This window comes from Moorena sp. SIO3B2, assembly GCF_010692525.1.
GTDB classification, from domain to species: domain Bacteria; phylum Cyanobacteriota; class Cyanobacteriia; order Cyanobacteriales; family Coleofasciculaceae; genus Moorena; species Moorena producens.
Genome location: NZ_JAAHHE010000066.1, coordinates 1 through 21,991, shown reverse-complemented (window position 1 = coordinate 21,991; position 21,991 = coordinate 1). Strand labels below are relative to the sequence as shown.

Sequence of the window (21,991 nt, the reverse complement as noted above, 5' to 3'; positions counted from 1 at the left end):
CTATAGATTAAATATTTACAGTGAAAAAACAGCCATTACATAATGCATTTAAGTTCTGGAAAAATATTTCCAGTGGCTCTAATAATCGCCAAATTTTTGGTGCTGCTGCTAAAGTAACTGCCATGACTGTACTGGTAAAAATAGTATCTGTGGGCAAAGAATTTGTGGTTGCTTGGAGTTTTGGCACCAGCAATGAAGTGGATGCATTAGTGATTGCCTTACTATTTCCTCAGTTTATTGGTAATGTAGTTGCTGGTTCTTTTAAACCTGCTTTTATTCCTACTTATATACGGGAAAGAGAGCAACAAGGACAACAACAGGCTCAGAAACTTCTTTCTGGAGCAATGTCTTATGTAATTGGATTGTTAATCTTGGTTACCATCCTCATGGTAGCTTTTGCTCCCTTCTATTTACCTAAAATTGCACCAGGTTTCGACTCAGGCAAAATCGAGTTTACTTTTCAGCTACTCTTAGCAGTTTCTCCTCTAATTTTAATTAAGGGAATTGTTACGATTTGCCAGGCTGTTTTAAATTCTGGAGAACGTTTTGCCTTGGCTGCTATTTTGCCCATTGCCATCCCTGCCTTAAGCATTATCTTACTTGTAAAATTTTCATCTTGGGGAGTCTTTGCCTTAGTTATAGCACTACTAGGAGGAACTTTAATACAAATTATTTTCCTAGGTATATCACTGAGGCGAAAAGGCATTAGCTTAATACCAAAACTATATAAGCTTGACTCTAAGCTTAAAGAAGTCTTTCGGCTCTATGGAGCCTCTGCTGCTGCTGCATTCCTCATAGGAAGTACTAAATTAGTAGACCAATCAATGGCAGCCATGTTAGCACCGGGAAGCGTCGCAGCCCTGAGCTATGGCTATAAATTGACAGCTTTGCCCCTTAGTCTTGTCGCCATAGGATTAGGGACAGCCGTTACTCCTTACTTTTCTAAGATGATCGCCAGGGAAGATTGGCAAGGGGTAAAACATACGCTAAAAAAATATCTGAAGCTAATATTCATCACAACTATTCCCTTAACCATTATTCTCTTAATTTGTTCCATTCCTATAGTTAGGATTCTCTTGCAAAGGGGATCATTTACAGCAGATGACACATATTTAGTGGCTCATATTCAAGCTTTGTATGCCTTACAACTTCCTTTTTATATTGGCAACATTTTAGTGGTCAGACTAATTACTTCAATGAGGATGAATTATGTATTTACTTGGACTTGTGCATTTAATTTACTGGTAAATATTGTCTGCAACTTTTTATTTATACAATGGATTGGAATTGCTGGAATTGCTTTATCTACTAGCCTAATTTATTTGATTTGTTTTTTGATGCACATTACATTTATAAATAAAAAACTTAACAAAAATTACCAACAAAAAATATGAAAATAACGTTAGTGATTTCATCTCTTTCTTGTGGTGGTGCAGAACGTGTTTCGGTTTTGCTTGCTGAAGGATTTGTAGAAAAAGGTCATCAGGTAACACTTATCACGATAGCTGGTAAAGAACGTGATTTTTATAAACTTTCACCTAAGGTCTCTCGATTAGCTCTGAATATTGCGGGTGCTTCACACAATGCTATTCAAGCTTTACGAAATAACTTACACAGATGTTTAGTTTTAAGAAAAGCTATTAAATCTACTAATCCTGATGTAGTTATTTCCCATTTAGTAAATACAAATATATTAACTATATTATCTTTATTAAAAACTAATCTGCCGACAATTATTACTGAACATTCTTACGGCAGAGAAAAATCTGATAAACGCAAAAAGTACAGTCTTAGAAAATTAGTTTATAAATACGCTAATAAATTAGTGAGTGTAAGTAAAGAATTAGATCAGTCATTCCAATGGCTAAATCCAAATAAAAGAGTAGTGATATATAACCCAATAGTGAAAATACCAGAGAATGATCTGATTGAAGACCATGTCTTACATAATCTAGGTATAGATTCCCACAAAAATTGGATCACAAGTATGGGGAGGCTAACAAAACAAAAAGGTTTCGATATTCTAATCAGCGCATTTTCAAAAATTGCCCATAAATATCCCGATTGGCAAATACTAATCATAGGGGAAGGACATTTAAAATCTGAGTTATTAGCTCTAATTAATAAACTAAATTTATCTGCTCAGGTTGTTTTAGTAGGTCGTTTAAGTAATCCTTTTCCTGTCTTAAAAAAGTCTGAATTATTTGTTATGGCTTCTCGCTGGGAGGGGTTTCCTATGGTACATTGCGAAGCCTTAGCTTGTGGATTACCAGTCATTGCTACGGATTGTCCTACAGGACCAAAAGAAATTATTCGTCACAACGTAGATGGTGTCTTAGTTCCCAATGAAGACTCAGAAGCTTTAGCTACTGCCATGGAAAATTTGATGTCTAACTCAGAAGAACGTCAACGTTTAGCTAGCCGTGCGACAGAAGTCAATAAACGCTTTGCTTTAGAAAAAATTTTGCAAGATTGGGAAAAACTTTTTGAAAATGTGAGTAAATAATGAATTTTAGAGGATGGCTTTATTCACACTATTCTTCTCTACAAGGTAGAGGATACTCTGCTATTTTTGACAAGCTTAGTCAAGAAATTACTTCAGGAATACACCCTGAAACAACTCAAACAAACTTGATAAAAATTCTTAACCATTGCCAAAAAAATGTCCCCTATTATACTCAAATAATGGCTCAAATTGGCAATTATAAACTTCTTGAACAAAATCCAGAAGTATATCTTCAAAACTTGCCAGTTTTAACCAAAGATTTAATTCGCCAAAACTTTGAACAAATAAAATCTACGGATTTAAAACAACGACAGTGGTATTTTAATCAATCAAGTGGCTCAACCGGAGAACCAATAAGGCTTATTCAAGACCGGGCATATTTCAACCGTTCGATGGCGATTAAGTCGCTTTATTCTTATTTGGTTTCAGGTATAAAATTTGGTGATCCACAAGCAATTTTATGGGGCTCACGAACAGATTTATTATCAAACAAAGGTATTAAAGCTAAGTTATCAAGCTTTCTTAGAAATACGACCTATATGAATGCTTTCTTGATGACTCCTGAAAAAATGGCGGGGTTTATTCACAAGCTAAATAACAAACCTCCTAAGATAATTATTGCCTACGTTCAGGCAATATATGAATTGGCACAATTTGCTGAACAGGAGCAAATAACCATTGTTCCTCAAAAAGCTATTATAACCACTTCCGGCACACTTTATCCTTGGATGCGCGAAAAGATTGAGTCTGTATTTCAATGCCAAGTTTTCAATCGTTATGGCTCTAGAGAAGTGGGTGATATTGCTTGTGAACTACCTGGTAAAGAAGGTCTATGGGCTGCACCTTGGGGCAGTTATATTGAAATTGTAGATGATAATAATAATCTCTTGCCAACCGGTGTTGAAGGAAACATCTTGGTTACTAATTTAACTAACTATGCTATGCCATTAATACGGTACAAAATTGGTGACAGTGGCACTTTGTTAGTTAACGAACCCTCACGGCAGATATTCAAGGAAGTTTCAGGTAGAATTACGGATATGTTTAAGCGTAAAGACGGCAGTCTAGTATATGGATCATATTTTACTTATCTTCTTTATTTTAAAGACTGGATTTATAACTTCCAAGTTGTTCAAAAGGATTATTCAAAACTAGTGATAAGAATCATGAAAGGAAATCAAGATTATCAGCCAGAGCAAAAAGAATTAGATGAAATAGTTAATCATTGCCAAATAGCGATAGGAGAAGAATGCCAAATTAGTTTTGAATTTGTTGATCAAATTTACCCAAGTGCTTCTGGTAAGTACCGATACACAATTTCAGAAATTTAAACAGGATTTGGAGCTTTTTATATATGCAAATATTTTAAATATTGACAGCACTTAGTAATCTTTCGCTTCAGTGTGAATTACCGCTTCACTTCTCCCAATCAATACTTTTAACAGATTACTATAATCTAATCAAAGAATTTGGAGGAGAGTAACATTCTAGACATGATCACCACGATGGAGGATGGAAAGCTATAGGTTTAATAACCTCTGGGGGAGATGTTTATACTGATAAACTTATTACTGGGAAGCCTTTTTTATAAACACCCGCTATGGGAATGTGCCCATATATTAAAGAGATTTTGACCAAACTTCCTGGCTCTAAGCGTCGATTCAGATTAATGTTTCTAGAACCAGGATCTGTAATCAAGTGGCATAGAGATAAAACTGACACTCTTGATGGAGCAATATCTTCTCGTTTTTATATTACAATTATCACTAAATTTAAGATAGTTTTTACAATTTTATAAATATATTATTGATGCAAACTTATGAAGTTTATGCAAAAAAAAAATGCTTTACTGTACTATAATATTTTATTGTCAGTAGCGTCATTTGCGATATTTTTTACAGGTATAGATAACTATTTGCACAATGCTGATATTGTCAATATTATTCCTCTTTGGTTTATTGCTGTATTTTGTTTAGCAACCTTGTTTTTGTTAATCTTAAAAATAAAAATCAATTATAAGTCTACTTATTTAATCATCTGGTGTGGAGTTTTTTTAGTTATTTCAATTGGATCTTTCTTTTTTTCATCTCAATCTAGCATTGCTTTTCAAGCCCTTGAAACTAGAGTTCTCTCTATGATTTTTGTGCTAATTATGCTAGTAATTTTATCCCAAACTAGTTTAGTACAAGCTTGTGCTATTTGGACTATATTATTTGCTGTTTTACTAGGAATTGCTAATAATATTTATGAAATATTTTACCCAGAAGCATTTTACTGGGATGATGTGGGACGCTCCGCAGGTTTTTACCTAGATCCTAATGATAGTGCAGGGACATTAACCCTAGGAATGCTTTTTACTGTCGATCTTTTCAAGCCTAAATATCGTATACTATTTGTTATTTTAGTTGGTTTGGGGGTTTTTTCTACATTTTCCAGAGGAGGAATACTTGGTTGGCTTATTAGTGTTATTACTCTGATTATATTTAACGTAATTCCACAATATAAATTGGTAAAAGCATTTCTATTTATAGGAGTATTACTTGTTGTAATCGGAAATCAAATAACGTTTTTTTTAGATAATAATTATCAAGTTAATAATTTAGAATTTTTACATGGAAAAGCTCAAAAAAGAATTGAAATTTTTACTACTGGATCTACTGAAGATAACGCTGCTCAAGAAAGGTTCCAGCTAGCTAAGTATGCCTGGGACTATTTTTCAGAAAAACCATTGTTAGGAAATGGAATTGGAGCTACGGAAGAATGGGAATTGGAATTAAATAGCCATAATATGTATTTATCTTTACTAGCAGAGCATGGCATTATTGGTATTTTTATTATTCCTTCTCTAATCTATACCCTTAATAAAAATACCCGTACTAACAAAAAATATTTAATCTGGAGTTTTGCCGTATTTATTTTGGTGTGGTGCCTTTTTAATCATCGAATTTTATATTATCGTCCTGTTCTTATGTCCTGTGCTTTATTAGCAGTTATTAACAAAAAAGGCAAAGTAAAATGAGAAGCGTTATGTCAACTCAAACAATAGCCATTTTCCTAGCTTCCCTCCGGGGTGGTGGTGCAGAACGCAATATGCTCAGACTCGCCAATGGTCTTGCGGAACAAGGTTTAAAGGTAGATTTAGTTCTGGCGCAAAAAGATGGTGCTTATTTTTCGGAGATATCTCCCCAAGTTAATCTAGTTCACCTTGAAGCCAAACGGGTGCTGTTGAGCCTACCTAAGCTAGTGCGATACCTGAAACAGGAAAAACCTGCTTACCTCATCTGCGCTATGGATTATGTTAACTTAGTTGGCTTGTGGGGTAAATTTATTGCTGGAGTACCCACCCGCATCATTGTTACTGTGCGTAACACTCTCTCTTCTGAGGGCAATCAATCCCCATGGAAAAACCCCTTAATTCACGGCTTAATCCATCACTGTTACCCTTGGGCAGACTCCATTGTAGCGGTATCGGGAGGTGTGGCAGATAACCTAACAACTACAGTTAATTTACCCCGCAAGCACATCAAAGTTATTTATAATCCAGTAGTTACCCCTAATTTACTGCTCAAAGCTCAAGCTACCATAGACCATCCCTGGTTTTCTCCCAGAGAGCCTCCCGTAATTTTAGGAGTAGGTAGACTCACCAAGCAAAAAGACTTCCCTACCTTAATTAAAGCCTTTGCCATCGCTCAACAAAACTGTTCCGCTCGATTAATGATTTTAGGGGAAGGGGAAGAACGCCCTAAATTAGAAGCCTTAGTCAAGGAATTGGGCTTAGAAGATCAGGTAAGTTTACCAGGATTTGTTAATAATCCTTTTGCTTACATGGCTCAAGCAGCCTTATTTGTTCTGTCTTCTAATCGAGAAGGTTTACCCACGGTGTTAATTGAAGCTATGGCTGTGGGAACCCCTGTAGTAGCAACTAACTGCAAAAGTGGCCCAGAGGAAATCTTAGCAGGGGGTAAATACGGCAATTTAGTTCCAGTGGGGGATGTGGAGGGTTTAGCCCAAGCAATGGTAGCTACTTTGAATAATCCCATTGCCCCGGAAGTGTTGCAATCTAGAGCTAAAGAAGAATTCTCCCAAGAAAAGAGTACTACTGAATACTTAAAACTATTGAATTTAAGCACAGATAATGAGTAATGCCACAGATAAATTGAGTATAGTCCTTCTTTCCACTGGTTTAGGAGTAGGGGGAGCAGAACAACAAGTTATGTATCTTGCCCATGCTTTAGTAGCTAAAGGTCACCAAGTAAGGATTCTTTCTCTAATTCCCATAGGTCAAATGGGTTTAGAAGCCCAAGCCCAAGGATTATCTGTCCATAGTTTAAACATGAAACGGGGTGTACCAGAACCCAGGGCATTACTAGAGTTAATTAATCTCTTACGCCAATGGCAACCGCAAATTGTACACAGTCATATGTTCCACGCTAATCTGATGGCTAGGATCGCCAGGATTTTTACTCCCATACAGGTTTTGGTGGCTACAGCTCATAATCTTAAAGAGGGGGGACGTTGGCGAGAAGTTGCCTACCGTTGCACAGATCCTTGGTGTGATTTAACCACTCAGGTGAGTCAAGCCGGTTTGGAACGCTACATCAAAGTGGGGGTAGTACCCAAACATAAAATTAAATTTATACCCAATGTTGTGGACAGTGAAAAATTTCAACATCACCCTGAAGTACGCAGCAAAATTCGCCAGGAATTAAATCTAGGAGATGAATTTGTTTGGTTAGCAGCAGGGCGTAACCATGAGCAAAAAGATTATCCCAATATGCTCAAAGCCTTTGCTCAAATTGCTCAAAGATATAAAAATGCAATTCTACTGATTGCTGGAGATGGTTTTTTAGGTTCTAAGGAAGAAACTTTGGCGGAAAAGTTGGGCATTGAATCCCAAGTAAGATTTTTAGGGGTACGCCGGGATATACCAGCTTTGATGAGTGCTGCCGATGCTTATTTGATGTCCTCAGCTTGGGAAGGAATGCCAGTAGTACTTTTAGAAGCATCTGCTTCTGGTTTACCTATGGTAGCTACTGATGTTGGGGGTAATCGGGAAGTGATATTAGATGGTAAAACGGGAATTATCGTACCACCTCAAAATTCTGAAGCTTTAGCTAAAGCCATGCAAAATCTGATGGAATTACCTTTATTTGAACGTCAGAAAATGGGTCATCTAAGTCGGTATTATATCGCAGAAAATCATAGTTTTAATCAGGGATTAATAAAGTGGTTAGAATTATATTACCAGTTATTAAATCATAAACAAAAAAATCTATAAAATTTATAAATACTGAAATGCTTAGTTTTGTGATGACATTTATTAAACAGATAAAAACTTACTTGTTTATGTTTAATAAAACCAATAAAACACTGATTAATGATATTACTGTCGAATTAAATAAGTTATTCAGTTTAGAGAGTGTTAATTTGACGAGACTAATAAACATTGAAATTCGTCATAATTCTTTTATATTGCTTTTTGAAATCAGCAAAAAACAAAATGTTTATGTTAAAATTATAAATGATAAGACATCAAGTCTTAGTAAAGCAATCAAAAATCACGATTCAATATCTAAGGGATTACATGAGTATAATTCCCTTTTATGGATTAATAAAAATTTAAATTTTTTGACAAATATAAATACCATTGAACCCATCACTTATTTGTCAAAATTCAATGCTATTGTCACCAAAGAAATAATCAGTTTTCAGCTTTATAAAAATCTCCATTATCAAAACATTGAAACAACGTTATTTTCCATCGGATCATGGTTATATGAATTCCATCAAAAACAAGGATATGAATATACATTTGTAAGCCAAGCAGACTCTTTGTTAGAGCAGATAGATATTGAATACAAAGAAATCCTGCAAGGCTCATATACTCCCCAAAACATATCATTTGGAATTGGGCTTAACAATTTTGACATTCGTGATGTTTTAATCAATAAAAATGATGTTTATTTGCTAGATTTAAATACAACTCATGAGATAGTACCTCATTTACAAGATGTAGGCAGATTTTTGGCTTCGCTGGAATTAGCTTATTGGGGAACAGCTAAATTTGGAATTAAGACTGTACCAAAGAGCTTAGCTAATGCATTTTTAGATGGTTACTGTTATCAGCAAAAATCCAAGGATTTGAGAAAAACTGCTAATTGGTTTGCTGCTCGCTATATCTTCAAACATATTACTCGCAATAATAAACGAATTAACGATACTAACAAAATTTATTTGAAAGGCTACTATCAACTCTTTGCTAAACCTGATTTAGAAAAAATTGTTCAAAACAAATTACTGCCTTGAGCAAGTTTATCAAAAGTAAAACAGTAGATAATAATGTGAAACCTAGTGACTACCTATCTCAAAAATAAATCTAAAATTCTCCATCTCATCACCCGTTTAGCTGTCGGAGGGGCGCAAGACAACACCCTCCTGACAGTGGAAAAACATGATCGTAATCAATTTGAGGTTCACTTAGCCTCAAATCCAGAAGGACAATGGTTGAATCGTGCTCAACAAAGTGCGGATACCTTCCACCCCATACCCCACCTAGTTAACCCGATTAACCCTATCTATGACCTTAAAGCTCTAACAGAAATAGTTCAATTACTGCGTAGAGAAAAATTTGATGTTGTGCACACCCACAGCTCAAAAGCAGGAATTCTTGGTCGTGTAGCTGCTCGCATTACTAAAGTTCCTGTGGTTGTCCACACTATCCATGGCTTTGCTTTCCATGACTTTATGCCTAGTTGGAAACGCCAACTCTATATTAATCTAGAGCGTAGTATGCGCCCCTGTACAGATTTTTTTCTTACCGTTAGTGAACTTAACCGTAAACAAGCTATCCAACTGGGGATCCTGAGTCAAGAAAAATCCCAAACGGTCTACAGTGGAATTGACTTTAGTAAATTAGACCGTCCTTGTCATCTCCCACAACTTCGACAGCAACTAGAAATTCCCGATGGTTGGCAAGTTATTGTGATGGTGGGGCGTTTAGATGAACAAAAAGCACCCTATTACTTAATTGAAGCTTTTGCTCAAGTTCTCAAACACTCCCCCGAAAATCTGTTACTACTAGTTGGTGAAGGAGAATTGCAACCCCGTTTACAAACTCAAACTCAACAACTTGGTATTGAAAATCAGGTTAAATTCTTGGGTTCCAGGGAAGATGTACCGGAAATTCTGAAAATAGCTGATATTTTTGCCCTTTCCTCCCTCTGGGAAGGTTTAGGTAGAGCCATGACTGAAGCTATGCTATTAGGTAAACCTGTTGTTGTTCCTAATATCTATGGTATTCCTGAAACTGTCCATCATGGCGAAACGGGTTTACTATTTCCGGCTAAAGATGTTGCCAAATTAGCTCATCATCTAGTTTACCTACTCCAAAATCCCCAGGAACGGGAACGTCTTGGTCACAATGCCCAACAGCTAACTAGAAAGCTTTTTGATGTGGCTCAAATGGTGCAACAGATTGAGCCGATTTACCAGAAATTATTAAATCAGAAACCCTCATGATTTAATATCTGGGTTCAAACTTGCCCCACTCTTTCCAGTCACTATCCAGAGGAGAGAACGAATACAGTCTCGAATAACTCGTATTTTTGACTCTTTTGGATAGCCTTTTGAGGGTACAGTAACCGGAGTAATTGCAATACCCCGACTACCCAAAACAAAAGTTGCTATTGCGCGGGATCTTACCATATGATAATCCGAGGTTACTAGGTAGATATGTTGAATATCCTGCCGATAAAAATAGTTAACTGTGCAAGTAAAATTGGTCACCGTATCCGTGGGACAAAAATCATAGTGAATTCGCTGGTCTGAGATTCCTACTTTTCGGAAAATCTGCCTGTTATGCTCAAAATTACTGGGGTAGTCAGAAACCCAAATATCTAATTCAGGATGGGACTGGGAAAACTGGGCAGTGAATTTGAAGCGATCTTTATTACCACCAAGAACCAAAATAGCCTGGGGTTCTGGTGCTTGATGGCGTGCAATGGCTAAACGTAAGGGAATGATACTAAGAAAAAACAGTCCCATAGGAAGCAAAACAAGCCACAACTTATTGAGTCTAATTTTTGCAATTGGAAAGCTCATAAAATCCTTGAACAGCCTATTGTTTATACTCATAATACTCCTTAATAACTACCCATCCAATTCGGACTCTAATAGCTCTTAGTGTAGTTAGTAGTACCGAGAGTTGAAAGCCATCACTGAATCACTTCCAACTTAGCACATAGCGATTATGAAACATATTCTTGTAACTGGCGCAACTGGCTTCATTGCTAGTCATCTTTTGCCTATTCTCCATCAGCGAGGTTGGCAAATCACTGCAGCAGTGCGTAACCAATTTCTCCATCCCCCAGACATCTCCCTCAAAACCATTGCTGTAGGTGAAATCAATCGTCATACTGATTGGAGTAAGGCTCTTGAAGGCATCGACACCGTAATTCACCTAGCCGCAAGGGCTCACATCTTACAGGACGACGCACCGAATCCGGAAGCAGAATTTCTGGAAGTGAATACCTTAGGTACTACTCAGCTAGTTAAACATGCCATTAAAGCTGGTGTCCAGCATTTTATCTTCATTAGCTCTATTGGTGCTATGGCCACCTTAAGTGATCAGATTCTCACCGAAAACTCTCCTTGCCAACCTGATACTCCCTATGGATGCAGCAAATTGAAAGCAGAACAGGCTTTAATTGAGTTAGCTAGCTCAAGCAACAAGATGACTTGGACTATTTTGCGTCCTACCCTAGTTTATGGTCAGGGAAATCCAGGCAACATGGAACGTTTAATTAAATTAGTACAGAAAAAATTACCCCTACCCTTTGGCTCTTTAAATAATCGCCGTAGTTTGGTTTTTGTAGGTAACTTAGTAGATGCGATCGCCACTATTATCACCCATCCCCAAGCTAAAAACCAAACTTTTCTGATCAGCGACGGCGAAGACCTCTCAACAACGCAACTGATCAGACAAATTGCTCAATGTCTAGAACTCCCGTGTCATATCTTGCCAATTCCCCTGAGCTTATTGAGGCTAGCCGGTAATTTGGGAGATACTGTAGAACTAATCACCAGGCGAACTTTCATCCTCAATAGTTCAATGATTTCTCGATTGGATGGTTCCCTATGGGTTGATAGTAGCAAACTTTGTCAGACTCTCAACTGGCAACCACCCTATACCCTGGAGCAAGGATTAATATCAAGTCTGGTTGAATACCCATAATTAAGGAGAGGGTGGGGAGGGTGGGCAGGGTGGGAGGTGTGGGGAGATGGGGAGATGGGAAGATAGCTAGATAGGGGATATTTTTGCGCATTTGCCCCCGTTGGTCCCCATCTGTCAAAAGCGATGCAGCGCGGTCTTGGGGAGGCAGCGCGGTCTTGGGGGTCTCCCCCACTCGCGCTTTGCCGTGGTTTCCCCCACTCGCGCTTTGCATCAAGACAGCGAAGCATCCGATAATTCCCCCCAAAATTGGGGGGTTAGGGGGGCGGGGGACTTTGACATCATTCCCCCCAAAATTGGGGGGCTAGGGGGGCGGGGGACTTTGACATCATTCCCCCCAAAATTGGGGGGTTAGGGGGGCGGGGGACTTTGACATCATTCCCCCCAAAATTGGGGGGCTAGGGGGGCGAAATCAACTTAACCGCGTAAGTCCTGTTGGTGATAAAAAACCATCTCCGATTAAACCTTACTCCTTTCCTTCCGCCTTCTGTCTTCTGGCTTCTGCCTTCGATTCGCGCCTCGTGTAAGTATTCAAGCGCACATCATATTAATGGGGACATTACAACCAGAAGGCTGGTACTCTGGCACCAGATTACACAGTTGAGTAACAATACCTGCACGATCATTGAGTCGAGCTTTATCAAGGAGAACTATCAACTGCGGTTGCAAAATCTCCCAACTCCAAAAATATTCTTGAGCAGAGAAAATTTTATGATGTCGCGTGGGTTTGACATTATCCCCAGATATCAGCAACTCCTCATAGAGTTTTTCCCCTGGTCGCAATCCCGTTATTTTGATTTCAATGTCCTGTTGGGGAATAAGCCCACTCAAACGAATCATTTGCAAAGCGAGATCGTAAATGCGAATTGGTTCTCCCATATCCAGCAAGAATACCTCTCCTCCACTTGCCATTGCCCCTGCTTGCATCACTAAGCGAGCCGCTTCAGGAATGGTCATGAAATAGCGAGTAATTTCCCGATCGGTAACGGTAATGGGTTGACCTTGGGCAATTTGTCGGGAGAAGCGAGGCACAACCGAACCACTACTATTAAGGACGTTGCCAAATCTGACAATGGCAAAGCGGGTAGAATGTCCTGGTTGAGCTGCTAATGCCTGTACTACCAACTCTGCTACCCGTTTACTAGCGCCCATAATATTGGTAGGACGTACCGCTTTGTCAGTGGAAATCAAGACAAAGTTTTTCACAGCGCACTCAATGGCACAGCGGACCGTAGTCCAGGTTCCTAAAACGTTGTTCTCAATGCCTCGCGCTGCATTTACTTCTACCAGAGGAACGTGCTTGTAGGCTGCTGCATGGTAAACTGTCTCGACTTGATGATCCCTTAAAACAGTACTGAGATGATCCTTATCGGTGACATTGCCTAGGTAAGCAAAGCGCTGCAATTGAGGATAAGTTTCTGCTAGTTCGAGGTCAATATTGTAGAGAGCAAATTCACTGAGTTCGTAAAGTACTAGACACTGGGGCTGCTGCTTAGCAATTTGGCGACACAGTTCTGAACCAATGGAGCCTCCTGCACCAGTCACCAGCACTACTTTTCCTGTCACCTGCATTTCTAGTAGTTCAATATCAGGTGCAGCTTCTTCTCGTCCGAGGAGGTCAGCAATATCAATCTTGCGAAGTTTCTCAATAGAAACTCCACCAGAGAGTATTTCATTTAAGGAGGGTACGGTTTTAACAGGAATTGAAAGACTCTGTAGGCCTTCTAGAATACAGCGTTTTGTTTCCTTTGTTACCGAAGGCATTGCCAAAATTACCGTATCAAAAGCTTTTTGTTGCCAAAGTAACCGCAACTTAGCAGGAGAGTAAACCTTGAGTCCCTGTATGACTACACGGTGTTGCAAATCCGAGTTGTCATCGATAAAGGCAATTAGTCGGTAAGTTCGCTGATTAGCTAAAGCAGCAGCAAGCTGAGAACCTGCTGCCCCTGCACCATAGATCACTAGCCGTTCTGGCGGTAAATTGCTATGGGCGTAATAGGCTAGATTATGAGTTGAGCTGCGAATTAGCAGTCGTAACCCAATCAGGAGAAATAGAGTAAGGAAGGCATCAATAATCAGAACTGAGCGAGGAAGAGGCCAAGAACCGTGTAAGTAAGCGAGGATCACTAAAACTCCGGAACTGTAGAAAACAGCTTGGAGTGCTGTGGTAATAAACTCTAGGCTTGTGTAGCGCAGAATAGGACGATAAATGCCACAGACTTGGAAGCCTATAAGTTTGACCACAATTAACAGGATAATTAGCCAAGCATACTGAACAATTCCTGAGAGGGGAAGTGTTTCGTCGAAGCGGAGCCAAAAAGCTAGATAAATAGCAAGGCAAAATAAAAATGCATCTAGAGCAACGAGGAACTGGCGCTTCTGCCGTCTGGAGATTGAGTTATAGCCACCATAAAGCTTAATCAGCAGGTAGTTAATATAGGATTTCATAAAGATAACGAATTCAGAAGGTTATTGCTTGTGCGATTTAGGGTCACTGGAACCCTAGATTAATGATTCTCTGCCCCACCAGTGGCACGACAGCGCTGACTAGAGCTAGATCCGCCCCTATCTGTAGCGACGACCTCCAAACAACGGGATTTTCGACCCAGATTGGGGGGAGATTGGGGTAAGACCGAGATAGGGATACTGTGGGAAAAAGTGCAATTGGCACTTAAGTAGAGGCAGTGCTGATTCTGGCGATGATTCCCCATAGCATTTCTATTTGAGATGTAAACATAGAAGTGATAGAACAAGGTAACTTCGGATCAGGGAACTTCGGATCAGTATGAAAGAGGGATGCATCAAGACGATCCGAGGATTTTTTGGTGTGCTGATAAATCAGTCTTGGGTTTTATGAGCTATTTGGAAATGCTATATATAGCGTTTCTCATAGCTATGAGGTACAGTTTTGATTGGCGCTGATTGCCTTTAAGACCTTATTAATTCTGCCCTCTGCCTTCTGCCTTCTGCCTTAAAAGCATAAGCTTTGTCCTCACTCGTCCTGAGAATTTATAGAGTTAACCATAGTGTGTTCACCAACTAAGTAGTATTGTTGGAATCGTTCCCCTTGAACCCTATAGATAATAGGTGGATGGCATTGATTAACATCCCTAATCTAGGATAAAAATATTTTTTTTCACTAAAAGAATTATTCGGTGGTCATCATAATACAATAAAAAAATGTTAATAACTCAATTAACAAGCATCATAATTTTGGAATTAAACCATGAAGTATCCCGATTATTAATACACCGTATCAACTCTAAATCCGGATAGTAAAAAAAAATGAATAGCTACTATATTTAGAAAGAGATAACACTAGTTTGTGAATAGTTTGTGAATTACTCTAAAATGAACAAATGGTGAAATTATTTGCAGAAAAATTTTTCAGAAAACTATGAAGACTACCGAAAGCACCGGACATGATATAATCTCATCTCCGGTTAATCACTTCCCAACCCAAATAGTCCCTCTTAAGGGGTGAAAATATGGCTACACTATAGACTTTATAAGGGATAGAGCTTTCATGTCTTTGATAAAATTGAGGTGTTTATGAGGTTTGAGATTCATCAGATCAGTAGCTAGGTCTGACCAAAGTTCCATCGATTCAACCCAGATAGATCCATATAATTATATCCAAAAATCACTGTGCCTTTTCACAGAACGTTTCTCTTCATTCGGGTGAAAAATATACTCATCCACTCTCATTTTTTGTAAATATTATAAGGAAACTTATATCAATTAAAATAAGCGATATTAATGAGCAATATAATACCAAGTTAACCCTGAATATTAACTATCGTGTTTACCCGATTTTCGCCTCCAGTTTTGTAATATCTGAACATTGTATCAATACCCCAACGAGCCGCCTAAAATGATAAAGTAAGTTGACTAATATCATGTCCGTTTGAATACTTATACTAAGCGCCGAAAGCAAGGCAGAAGGCAGAAGGCAGAAGGCAGAAGGCAGAAGGCAGAAGGCAGAAGTAAAGAAGTAAGCTTTCAAGGGTAATGATTTTTTATAACTAATTATCCGAACCTGATATAATCTGGATACTTTTCAGGATATACCAAGGTTATTTAGGACTCTTGCTTCGATAGTTACGCTTCCAATATGCCGCCAAATTAAAATTTAATAAATTATGTTTTATTTGTATAATAAATGTCTTGATAAACTCGCAACATTCCCGGTTTAATTACTAAATTTTTTAGAGCCATATAAATTTGCTCGTCATCAGATATAAGCAGGTACACAAAATTAATTACACATTTTACAAAACTCAAAGCCTTGCAGGGTAAGGGTTACAGAGATTGGGAGTAGGCAATTAATTCTGTGTAGGTGCTTAGCAATCCTAAATCATTGTCTTGATGCAAAGCGCGAGTGGGGGAAACCCCCAAGACCGTAATGGTGCGTTTTCCGTAGGCGAATTAAATTCGCCACGGGTCGCACCTCTGCATCGCTTGTAAAATCACTGGACTTCTTAAAAACTAGCTCCAACTCCTGTCCCTTCTGCCATTCCCCTCCTGGGAGGAGTTAGGGGTGGGTTCCTTCTGCCTTCTGCCTTAAAGCAGCCCATTTCTTTCACGAATCAGATAGGATTGCTATAAGCATGTCCCCTCTGACGTAATGCCAAGTCTATCCCCCAGAAATTCGCGCCACTTGGCTAGCTTCACGCTCTGAAATTACGCACCGTTCGCGTAGCGTGGCCGAAAGGCCAAGGTCTCCTAACAAGACAACTGGATAAGGACGCAGTAAGGGTAATACTGGTGCAATTACTTTTTTTTGTTGGCCGAAACTGCTATTTCATTTTTTACCAAGAAGTTCCCAATATACGGGGATGGCATGGTTTCCTCAAACCCGACTTAAAATGCCCGCGCATGTCATAGCTACAAAACTCATAAATATGGTCATCACAGAGGAAAATCAAGATATAAATTCACGAATTTTGTCGTCAATTTTTAGAGTTTAAAACTTCTTATGGTTACGAATAAAAGACTAAATATCAATGTATAAAAGCGATCCAGCGCGGTTTTACCGCGCTGGATCAATACAATGAGCTATAATCTGAGCTATATCCTGACTTTTGGCACTTAAGAGTAATTATCTTTGATTATCTTCTATTTTCTTGAGAATGAAACAGCCCTGGGAACCAACGGGGGCTTTCTCAAAACCAGACAATCTAAATTCATACTTCAATTCAGGAACGCCTAAGTAGACGACAGCATACGCGTCCGTAGGTAAGTTTCTGCGCAGGCGATCGCCACAATTAGGGAAGCTAAACTACTCCAAGCTCCTATGGTTCCTAGGAAATCAATACTAAAGGCCATCAGAAGAGTTATGCAAATATAGGTAATCGCCACTTGACTATGGGAGCAGCCTGATTGCTGGAGCCTCTGGTACAGATGACTACGGTGAGCTTTGAAGATATTTTCACCACGCAGCAGCCGCCGACAGAGGGTATAGATCCCATCGCCGATTAGAGGTAAAGTCAATACCAGTGCTGACCAAGCAGAAGTCGGATTATGATTCTGACTTAGGAGGGTTATCGCCACCACAGCACCTAACACAGTACTACCGACGTCCCCCATAAAAATCTTGGCCGGTGACCAGTTCCAATAGAGAAATCCTGCTAAAGCTGCTACCAATAGCCAGAGAAGGGGCTGATTCAACCAGAGGGCAAAAAATCCTAACTGTACAGCAGTTACTCCGCCTACTAAGCCATCTAAACCGTCCATGAAGTTATAGAAATTAATCAGGGCGGTCATGCCAATGATGGTGAGTAGAGTAGCAATAAGCTCGCCTGCTATACCTAGGTGAGCTAGCCCAGGAAAGGGAAAAGCACCACAGGAGGCGACCACGACGGTAGCAACCGAGAATTGTACTAGATAGCGAACGCTGGCAGGAACTCCTCGCGAATCGTCGATAATGCCAATAATTACCAAGGGAATGAGGGCGAACCAAAGCGTATTTTGTCCGGAATCAATCAGGTTAAGACCAAGAAATTGGCTGGCAATGATGGCAATAGCAAAGGCAATAATAAAACCTAACCCACCCCCTCTGGGTGTGGGTTGACTATGGGAACTGCGTTCGTTGGGGATGTCAATAAGTTGTTGACTTAAGCTTTGTTTAATTAGAGCGACGCTAAGAAGGCTGAGGGAAAAACTGATTACACAGAGAGTTAATAGTGGGTGCATTTAAACTTTTTGATTAATACACCACTATTTACTAGCCTCAGTTAAACATTCAGTATTAAGAGTGAGAAAAGAAAACTTACAATACGTTTCGGTGACAGGGTAAACGGCAGAAGTGTTTAAGCTGTCGCGCATTTAAACGACATATTATTAAATCAGAAAAAAAAACTGAAACTCTTGTCCCTTATGCCGGGTGCATCTCCTAAAAGCTGTTTGACCTGGTGGGTGGAACGGGCATCTTGGTGGAACGGGCATCTTGGTGGAACGGGCATCTTGGTGGAACGGGCATCTTGCCCGTTTCATTCCCAGTCGGGCTGTCCCAACACTGGCGACCGGGAAAATGAGGGCGAGCCCGTCTTATCACGCACCCTATACAACATTTACAAAAGTGAGATACACCCGTTCTCAATCGGGTACTGCTATACCCATTAACCATTACCAAAAACCTGGTACTATTTGAGAACTTATTAATGAGTAATGATTAACCGGACTTGCTCTAAACCATTCTTGAGGTTTGTGATATGCGCAACAGTAATCAGGCAAATCCTATTGTAATCGGCAGTTTAGTCGTTATTTTGATCAATCTAGTAATAGGTATTATTTGTTTAAGTATTTATCTACACTTTTCTACAGGTTATGATGGTCTGTTTTATTTTATTATATTGTCTATGATTGGTATCGCTCAGTTAGTCTATGTTATCCCAGTCTTAGTTGTGCTAAGATTGCTAGGACGATGGGAATTGATGAAAGGAGTGATTATTGGTGGTTTGATTACAGGTTTGTTGAATCTTGGCGGTTGCTTTTTAATGCAAGCTTGACCTTAAAGGTATAGGTAGCAAGAGTTATTGAAAAATAGCTCTTAATTTGGCTTTGCTTAATAATGGAATGATTTTAATAGTTTTGTGGAATGGGCATCTTGCCCGTTCGGGGATGTTTTCGGGCGGGCAGGATGCCCACTCTACTCCTATTGATTCTAAGATTCAGCAATGGCCTTAATCTAACTAACTAATTAAACTGTTGCGTCAAGGCTATCTTGAGACTCCTCTAATTTATCGTCGAGGTTCTCACTACCAGTAAACACTTTAGTAGTCACTAGAACATTAGGCTCAACTTGGAGCCACACCGAATCACTCATAGACTCAGCTTGTAATGGTCGATAAACCAGTCGGCAGGCTCCTGCTATTTCTACCTCATGACAGTAATGAGTCCGCTCACCCCGTTTAACAGTAAACACTGGCAAAGATGTCTGGTTCTTGTGATTGCTCTTTAACGCTTCCTCATTAACGTGGATATAGGTAGCTCCGACATGCTTCTCCTGATTCCATGTACCTTTTGGTCCCCTACGACCTTCGGTGACCACTGGCACACCATCATATAATGGAATCTGCCAAAACCGACCAACTTTTTTGGCTCCTTTGATGCGATCTTTACTTAATAGCATCCGCAGTCGTTGAGATGATATACCCAGCAGAGATGCAGCTTGTGTTGTACCGACAATCATAATTAAAATACTATTGCGGAATAGTATTGTAATCCCATCTAACTCGGAAAGTCAAGCTCAAGTGGGGAGTAGGGAATCGGGAGTAGGGAATCGGGAATCGGGAATCGGGAGTAGGGAATCGGGAGTAGGTAATCAAAAATTATCAGAATTGATTTAGGTAAGCTATATCATGTCTTTGTGAAGTTCTTGTTTAACCAGTTGAGCTAAGGTTTGGGCAGCTCCTGGTTTTCCGCGAACGCTCTTGAGATGCGATCGCATTTCCGACAACTTCTCTGGATGCTCCAGATAGTCTAGAGCAAGTTGGGCAACCTCAACCGGCTCAAGCTTTCCTACCAATTCTGGCACAATTTCCCTTTTTGCCCAAATATTGGGCCATGCAAACATACGCTTTTGCCCTAGCACCAACCAGTTAATCACTTTCGCTACGCTAGAGCCTACTCCTGGTAACTTGACCAATAGACCGGGTAAGCCATCCCAAGCCCGCATGGCATCTAACTGTTGCGTCGGCAACAGCACAATCATTGGCACGGCCAGAGACCCCAACTCAGCGGTATTCGCTCCCACTGTGGTTAAGCAAAGACAACATTGCGATAACAATTCATAGGTAGGAAAGGACTCCCAGAGTTCTACACACAAGCCACTGGGGGTTTTGAGGAATAGTTGCGGGGGCGGGGTATTTGGTTGAAGGGTATTTGGTTGAAGGGTATTTGGTTGAAGGGTATTTGGTTGAAGGGTATTTGGTTGAAGGGTATTTGGTTGAAGGGTATTTGGTTGAAGGGTATTTGGTTGAAGGGTATTTGGTTGTTCGCCTTTGGCGTTGCCGTAGGGTAGGTTATCGGAGTTTGAACCTGTAACTTGTAACCCCTTAACTTGTAACCCCTTAACTTGTAACCCCTTAACCTGTAACCCGTTAACTTGTAACCCCTTAACCTGTAACCCCTTAACTTGTAACCCTGGATTAATCACCGAGTCGTTATCAACTTTATATATAAGTTGTGCCTCTGACCATCCTGTCTTGTTAATAATGGGATTGTGATCTCGATTGGCAAATTTGGCTAATGTTTTTAGATCTATGGTAGGAGCAACCGGAATCACAAAGCGAGTTTGGGGTCTAGCCCTATGGATGTGTTCAGCGATCGCTAAAGATAAAGGTACTCCCTGAGCTAGTTTGGCTGGTTTTGACCCCGGTAATAGTCCGATCACTTCAGTGGAATGTTGAAGGTTATCTTCGGTTGTTCGCGAAGCGTGGCCTTTTGGCCAAGGTTGTTTAGTTGAAGGTTGTTTAGTTGAAGGTTGTTTGGTTGAAGGTTGTTCGCGTAGCGTGGCCTTTTGGCCAAGGTTATCTTCTTGGGTTGTTCGCGTAGCGTGGCCTTTTGGCCAAGGTGGTTGGGTTGAATGTTGTTCGCGTAGCGTGGCCTTTTGGCCAAGGTTATCTTCTTGGGTTGAACCTGTAACCTGAGAACCTGCAACCTTCAACCCCTGAGTAACCTGTAACCCCTGAGTAACCTGTAACTCCTGAGTAACCTGAGAACCTGCAACCTGTAACCCTTGAGTAACCTGTAACTCCTGATTAACCTGAGAACCGGTAAGGGGTAATCCCCTAATCTCTGCCATTAAATCCCCTACTAGGGTGAATTTGTGGGCATATTTCTTAGGCACTTGAGCGATAATATCGGGTTTCATCACGCCAAAGTGGTCAATCCAGGGGTACCAACGAGCATCCCACTCGGCATAGACAACACTGCGATACCCTAAGCGCTTACTAATCACTACTGGAAAAAATTGGTCTCCCCCTAGGAATAGAACAACCCCTTGTGGATGCCAGTCCCAGTTTTGAGCTGTCTTGCCCCACAACAAGAATGGCAAAAAATCCTCTGCTGCTTGAACCCGGTCTACTTCTGGGTAGGATTTTGCGATCGCATCTTCTTTGCCCGTGGCATGAGGGCAAGGAGATAGGACTACCGATATCCGGAGTAATGAACGGTCATTGCCTAAAGTTTCCCGCAATGCCTTCACCACTGGTCGCACCCAGGTGGTCACCTCTCCTGGGCCATTGGACATAACTAAAATATCTGCTGCTGGCACTCTTCCCCACTCCTAATTATGACGATATGGCTTGCTATCAGTTATCAGTTATCAGTTATCAGCTATCAGCTTTCAGCTTTCAGCTTTCAGCTTTCAGCTTTCAGCTTTCAGCTTTCAGCTTTCAGCTATCAGTTATCAGCTTATGTGCTACCCGCACGCTACTTGAGGTGCTTTCAGCCAAACGCGAGTGCGTGGCCAACGGCCAAGGTCAAGGTCTGACTGCTGACTGCTGACTGCTGACTGCTGACTGCTGACTGCTGACTGCTGACTGCTGACTGCTGACTGCTGACTGCTGACTGCTGACTGCTGACTGCTGACTGCTTACTGCTGACTGCTGACTGCTGACTGCTGACTGCTGACTGCTGACTGCTAACTGCTGACTGCTGACTGCTAACTGCTGACTGCTGACTGCTCACTGCTGACTGCTGACTACCCACCGCAGACTCCTCAATACTGACTTCTCACTCCTTACAGCACA

At 40.3% G+C, this 21,991-nt stretch carries 18 protein-coding genes and 1 pseudogene; 11 read left to right on the top strand and 8 right to left on the bottom strand.

Going from position 1 to position 21,991, the window contains the following annotated elements:
• Window positions 1–20: 20 nt before the first annotated feature.
• The 8 genes from murJ to F6K38_RS16595 all read left to right on the top strand — a co-directional run bounded on the left by murJ (window position 21) and on the right by F6K38_RS16595 (window position 10,024).
• Window positions 21–1,394 (top strand): murein biosynthesis integral membrane protein MurJ, encoded by a 1,374-nt coding sequence (gene murJ, locus F6K38_RS16630; protein ID WP_287250616.1) that lies wholly within the window; start codon window positions 21–23, stop codon window positions 1,392–1,394.
• Window positions 1,391–2,506 (top strand): glycosyltransferase family 4 protein, encoded by a 1,116-nt coding sequence (locus tag F6K38_RS16625; protein WP_287267496.1) that lies wholly within the window; start codon window positions 1,391–1,393, stop codon window positions 2,504–2,506. The genes murJ and F6K38_RS16625 overlap by 4 nt, the downstream gene beginning before the upstream one ends.
• Window positions 2,506–3,837: a phenylacetate--CoA ligase family protein gene (locus F6K38_RS16620; RefSeq protein ID WP_287356982.1), complete on the top strand. Its 1,332-nt coding sequence runs from the start codon at window positions 2,506–2,508 to the stop codon at window positions 3,835–3,837. Before F6K38_RS16625 ends, F6K38_RS16620 begins: the two co-directional genes overlap by 1 nt.
• A gap of 497 nt (window positions 3,838–4,334) precedes the next feature.
• A complete protein-coding gene (locus tag F6K38_RS16615; RefSeq protein ID WP_287250621.1) occupies window positions 4,335–5,525 on the top strand; it encodes an O-antigen ligase family protein in 1,191 nt (396 codons plus the stop codon).
• 8 nt (window positions 5,526–5,533) lie between these two features.
• Entirely contained in the window at window positions 5,534–6,649 is a 1,116-nt protein-coding gene (locus F6K38_RS16610; protein ID WP_287250623.1) for a glycosyltransferase, read from the top strand.
• Window positions 6,642–7,784 (top strand): glycosyltransferase, encoded by a 1,143-nt coding sequence (locus F6K38_RS16605; RefSeq protein WP_287356980.1) that lies wholly within the window; start codon window positions 6,642–6,644, stop codon window positions 7,782–7,784. Before F6K38_RS16610 ends, F6K38_RS16605 begins: the two co-directional genes overlap by 8 nt.
• A gap of 68 nt (window positions 7,785–7,852) precedes the next feature.
• The gene (locus tag F6K38_RS16600) at window positions 7,853–8,812 is read left to right on the top strand and encodes a hypothetical protein (protein WP_287356979.1); all 960 of its coding nucleotides are present in this window, start codon (window positions 7,853–7,855) and stop codon (window positions 8,810–8,812) included.
• A 45-nt stretch (window positions 8,813–8,857) separates the two neighbouring features.
• Window positions 8,858–10,024 (top strand): glycosyltransferase family 4 protein, encoded by a 1,167-nt coding sequence (locus tag F6K38_RS16595; RefSeq protein WP_287250628.1) that lies wholly within the window; start codon window positions 8,858–8,860, stop codon window positions 10,022–10,024.
• On the opposite strand, the gene F6K38_RS16590 is transcribed toward F6K38_RS16595, so the two are convergent.
• On the bottom strand, window positions 10,019–10,606 hold the full coding sequence (locus tag F6K38_RS16590) for a YdcF family protein (protein WP_287250630.1): 588 nt from the start codon (window positions 10,604–10,606) through the stop codon (window positions 10,019–10,021). The two genes, F6K38_RS16595 and F6K38_RS16590, sit on opposite strands and share 6 nt — an antisense overlap.
• Before the next feature lie 148 nt (window positions 10,607–10,754).
• Here F6K38_RS16590 and F6K38_RS16585 point away from each other — a divergent pair, with 148 nt between their 5' ends.
• Window positions 10,755–11,738, top strand: a complete 984-nt coding sequence (locus tag F6K38_RS16585) for an NAD-dependent epimerase/dehydratase family protein (protein WP_287250632.1) — start codon at window positions 10,755–10,757, stop codon at window positions 11,736–11,738.
• A gap of 528 nt (window positions 11,739–12,266) precedes the next feature.
• On the opposite strand, the gene F6K38_RS16580 is transcribed toward F6K38_RS16585, so the two are convergent.
• Together F6K38_RS16580 and F6K38_RS16575 are read right to left on the bottom strand one after the other, a co-directional pair.
• Window positions 12,267–14,183: a polysaccharide biosynthesis protein gene (locus F6K38_RS16580; protein ID WP_287356977.1), complete on the bottom strand. Its 1,917-nt coding sequence runs from the start codon at window positions 14,181–14,183 to the stop codon at window positions 12,267–12,269.
• Between the two features lie 2,760 nt (window positions 14,184–16,943).
• Entirely contained in the window at window positions 16,944–17,930 is a 987-nt protein-coding gene (locus F6K38_RS16575) for an MraY family glycosyltransferase (RefSeq protein WP_008184991.1), read from the bottom strand.
• 210 nt (window positions 17,931–18,140) lie between these two features.
• Here F6K38_RS16575 and F6K38_RS16570 point away from each other — a divergent pair, with 210 nt between their 5' ends.
• Together F6K38_RS16570 and F6K38_RS16565 are read left to right on the top strand one after the other, a co-directional pair.
• The gene (locus F6K38_RS16570) at window positions 18,141–18,359 is read left to right on the top strand and encodes a hypothetical protein (protein ID WP_287356975.1); all 219 of its coding nucleotides are present in this window, start codon (window positions 18,141–18,143) and stop codon (window positions 18,357–18,359) included.
• Between the two features lie 89 nt (window positions 18,360–18,448).
• Window positions 18,449–18,745 (top strand): hypothetical protein, encoded by a 297-nt coding sequence (locus F6K38_RS16565; RefSeq protein ID WP_008184993.1) that lies wholly within the window; start codon window positions 18,449–18,451, stop codon window positions 18,743–18,745.
• 191 nt (window positions 18,746–18,936) lie between these two features.
• Here F6K38_RS16565 and F6K38_RS16560 read toward each other — a convergent pair whose 3' ends face one another.
• The 5 genes and pseudogenes from F6K38_RS16560 to F6K38_RS16545 form a co-directional block, all read right to left on the bottom strand.
• On the bottom strand, window positions 18,937–19,428 hold the full coding sequence (locus F6K38_RS16560) for a hypothetical protein (protein WP_008184995.1): 492 nt from the start codon (window positions 19,426–19,428) through the stop codon (window positions 18,937–18,939).
• Window positions 19,429–19,438: 10 nt separating this feature from the next.
• Window positions 19,439–19,564 (bottom strand): hypothetical protein, encoded by a 126-nt coding sequence (locus F6K38_RS16555; RefSeq protein WP_267872044.1) that lies wholly within the window; start codon window positions 19,562–19,564, stop codon window positions 19,439–19,441.
• A 26-nt stretch (window positions 19,565–19,590) separates the two neighbouring features.
• Window positions 19,591–21,042 carry a hypothetical protein gene (locus tag F6K38_RS44210; RefSeq protein WP_502707968.1) on the bottom strand — a complete coding sequence of 484 codons (1,452 nt, stop codon included), beginning with the start codon at window positions 21,040–21,042 and terminating at the stop codon, window positions 19,591–19,593.
• Window positions 21,031–21,513, bottom strand: a pseudogene (locus F6K38_RS44205) (lipid-A-disaccharide synthase); the annotation flags it as partial. The gene F6K38_RS44210 and the pseudogene F6K38_RS44205, both read right to left, overlap by 12 nt.
• A gap of 173 nt (window positions 21,514–21,686) precedes the next feature.
• Window positions 21,687–21,950 carry a hypothetical protein gene (locus F6K38_RS16545; protein ID WP_287356973.1) on the bottom strand — a complete coding sequence of 88 codons (264 nt, stop codon included), beginning with the start codon at window positions 21,948–21,950 and terminating at the stop codon, window positions 21,687–21,689.
• Window positions 21,951–21,991 lie beyond the last annotated feature (41 nt).

Bases quoted from the DNA above. Each gene is read 5' to 3' on its own strand.
- F6K38_RS16625 (WP_287267496.1), top strand. From the start codon at position 1,391: ATGAAAATAACGTTAGTGATTTCATCTCTTTCTTGTGGTGGTGCAGAA.
- F6K38_RS16620 (WP_287356982.1), top strand. From the start codon at position 2,506: ATGAATTTTAGAGGATGGCTTTATTCACACTATTCTTCTCTACAAGGT.
- F6K38_RS16615 (WP_287250621.1), top strand. From the start codon at position 4,335: ATGCAAAAAAAAAATGCTTTACTGTACTATAATATTTTATTGTCAGTA.
- F6K38_RS16610 (WP_287250623.1), top strand. From the start codon at position 5,534: ATGTCAACTCAAACAATAGCCATTTTCCTAGCTTCCCTCCGGGGTGGT.
- F6K38_RS16605 (WP_287356980.1), top strand. From the start codon at position 6,642: ATGAGTAATGCCACAGATAAATTGAGTATAGTCCTTCTTTCCACTGGT.
- F6K38_RS16600 (WP_287356979.1), top strand. From the start codon at position 7,853: ATGTTTAATAAAACCAATAAAACACTGATTAATGATATTACTGTCGAA.
- F6K38_RS16590 (WP_287250630.1), bottom strand. From the start codon at position 10,606: ATGAGCTTTCCAATTGCAAAAATTAGACTCAATAAGTTGTGGCTTGTT.
- F6K38_RS16585 (WP_287250632.1), top strand. From the start codon at position 10,755: ATGAAACATATTCTTGTAACTGGCGCAACTGGCTTCATTGCTAGTCAT.
- F6K38_RS16580 (WP_287356977.1), bottom strand. From the start codon at position 14,183: ATGAAATCCTATATTAACTACCTGCTGATTAAGCTTTATGGTGGCTAT.
- F6K38_RS16575 (WP_008184991.1), bottom strand. From the start codon at position 17,930: ATGCACCCACTATTAACTCTCTGTGTAATCAGTTTTTCCCTCAGCCTT.
- F6K38_RS16565 (WP_008184993.1), top strand. From the start codon at position 18,449: ATGCGCAACAGTAATCAGGCAAATCCTATTGTAATCGGCAGTTTAGTC.
- F6K38_RS16560 (WP_008184995.1), bottom strand. From the start codon at position 19,428: ATGATTGTCGGTACAACACAAGCTGCATCTCTGCTGGGTATATCATCT.
- F6K38_RS44210 (WP_502707968.1), bottom strand. From the start codon at position 21,042: ATGGCAGAGATTAGGGGATTACCCCTTACCGGTTCTCAGGTTAATCAG.